Below are 2,419 nucleotides of genomic sequence, written 5' to 3'. Positions count from 1 at the left end.
ACATCCGCGGTCACGGTGGTGGTCATGGTCTGCACGCTGACCGGTGCGCCGCCGCCGATGGGCACCGACCCGACGCGGAGTTGACGGGTGAGGCGACGACGCACCGGGGCTGGCGGGGGAGGGGTGGGCAGGCCGAGATCGATGACGGTCATGGGTCACGCCTGCCTGGTCTGGTGCGGGCGGTCGGCGCGGGCGCGCAGCACGCCCTGGATGATGCCGTCGCGGTCCAGGCCGGCGGCTTTGAGGAGGCTTTCGCGGGTGCCGTGGGGTTGGAAGCTTTCGGGTAGGCCGAGGACAGCGACCGGCACAGTTGAGCCGGTGTCCGCGATGGCGCGGGCGATGGCGCAGCCTGCGCCGCCTGCCCGGGTGTTGTCCTCAACGGTGACCACTTGCCGGTGGCGGACGGCCAGGCTGGTCAGTTGGGCGGGTACGGGCAGGGCCCAGCGAGGGTCGGCGACCGTGCATCCGATGCCCGTGCTCGACAGGTAGCGGGCGGCGTCGAGGGCTGGTGCAGCCAGGGGGCCGACGGGGATGAGGAGGACGTCACGGATGCCGCTGGCATAGAGGATGTCCAGTGTGCCCTCGCGTCGCAGCGCGGGAATGTCCTCGCCTACGGTGCCTTTGGGGAACCGCACGGCGGTAGGACCCGCATCATGCGTGACGGCCTCGGCAAGAAGCTCCTGCAGCTGCGTGCCATCTCTGGGGGCGGCAACGCGCATGCCGGGGACCGTGCCGAGGATGGTCAGGTCCCACATGCCGTGATGAGAGGGCCCGTCCGGGCCGGTGATCCCGGCCCGGTCCAGGACGAAGGTGACCGGCAAACGGTGCAGCGCCACGTCCATCAGCACCTGGTCGAAAGCCCGGTTCAAAAACGTCGCGTAGATTGCCACCACGGGGTGGAAGCCGCCCGTCGCCAGCCCCGCAGCCGAAGCCACCGCGTGCTGCTCAGCGATCCCAACGTCAAAGACCCGGTCGGGAAACTTCTGCTGCATCGGATACAGGCCGGTCGGGCGCAGCATCGCCGCGGTGACAGCGACCACATCCGGCCGCTCCGTCGCCACCTCCAGCAGCGCCTGCCCGAACGCTTGCGTCCACGACGGTGAAGTCCCGGTCAGGGTGCCGGTGGCGGCATCGATGGTGCCGACCGCGTGCAGACAATCCGCTTCATCCAGCTCAGCCGGACCGTACCCTTTGCCCTTGACCGTCATCACATGCACCACAACCGGCCTGCGCATGTCCCGGGCCCGGCGCAGGACGGCTTCGAGCTCAACAATGTTGTGGCCGTCGACCGGCCCGAAGTAGGTGAACCCGAGATCGGTGAACAGATTCCGGCACGCCTCCAGGCCGCCGCCGAACTTGAGAACGCCCAGATGCGCCGCGAGAGCGCCGGTGGTGGGGGCATAGGAGCGGCCGTTGTCATTGAGGACCACGATCACCGGACGGTCCTTCGCCCCGCCCAGGTTGTTCAGCGCCTCAAACGCCATACCCCCCGTCAGAGCACCGTCCCCCACAAGCGCGACCACGGCCCGGTCCTGCTCGCCCGCAAGCTGACTCGCCTTGGCCAGACCATCGGCGTATGACAGGGCGGTCGAGGCGTGGGAGTTCTCCACCAGGTCGTGCACCGACTCCCCCCGCGACGGATACCCCGACAGACCTCCCTGCTGGCGCAGAGAGTCAAACTCATTCCGGCGTCCGGTCAGCAGCTTGTGCACATAGGCCTGATGGCCAGAATCGAAAACGAGCGCATCACGCGGGGAGTCGAAGACCCGGTGCAGCGCCAGGGTGAGCTCCACCACCCCCAGATTCGGGCCCAGATGCCCGCCCTTGGCACACACCTTCTCCACCAGAAACCGGCGAATCTCCCCAGCCAGCAACGGCAGTTCATCCACAGCAAGCCCGCGCAGCACACCCGGACCAGCCACACGCTCCAGCAAATATAGCGGGACATCCGAACAAACGGTCACCATTCCCCTATCCCCTCTGCCGGACACACCGCCCTGCGCTGCCACATGAGGAAACCTGACCCGAACCAGACGGGCCAGACATCTCCACACCGACATACGCACACACAGCACAAGATTGCGCCCTTGTGAAAGAGATGGGCATCTGCGGGGTCTGAAAGGGTGTGTCAATTAAACGGCCCTGTCTCACTTTCGGTGGTGACGGAGAGTCGTGATGGGTCGTTGACATTCGCGTGACGGATGTCAACGAGCTTGTGCAGACGGTGTTTTCGGGTCTTTCCCCGCTGGTCGTCGAGGATGTGGTCGATGAAGGTGAGCGGATCGTGGTTCGGGCACGGACTCCGCGGGACACTGCGGCCTGCCGGCGTCGTCAAGTTGCTGGTGTGACTGGCGAGTTGGGGTGTACCCGAGGGGGTGGCTGGCCCGAGGGGACGTTCCGGTCAGCCGGTCGTTGCCAT

1 protein-coding gene is annotated in these 2,419 nt (G+C 66.9%); it reads right to left on the bottom strand.

What is annotated here, in order from left to right:
• Nucleotides 1-155 precede the first annotated feature (155 nt).
• Nucleotides 156-1,967: a 1-deoxy-D-xylulose-5-phosphate synthase gene (locus tag ACZ7NC_RS45180; RefSeq protein ID WP_471498180.1), complete on the bottom strand. Its 1,812-nt coding sequence runs from the start codon at nucleotides 1,965-1,967 to the stop codon at nucleotides 156-158.
• Nucleotides 1,968-2,419: the final 452 nt, after the last annotated feature.

It is taken from the genome of Streptomyces sp. NPDC111802 (assembly GCF_055634335.1).
This window is presented reverse-complemented; position numbering and strand designations above follow the sequence as displayed.

What these genes read in the sequence shown, in the direction of transcription:
- ACZ7NC_RS45180 (WP_471498180.1), bottom strand. Translation starts at nt 1,967, where the DNA reads ATGGTGACCGTTTGTTCGGATGTCCCGCTATATTTGCTGGAGCGTGTG.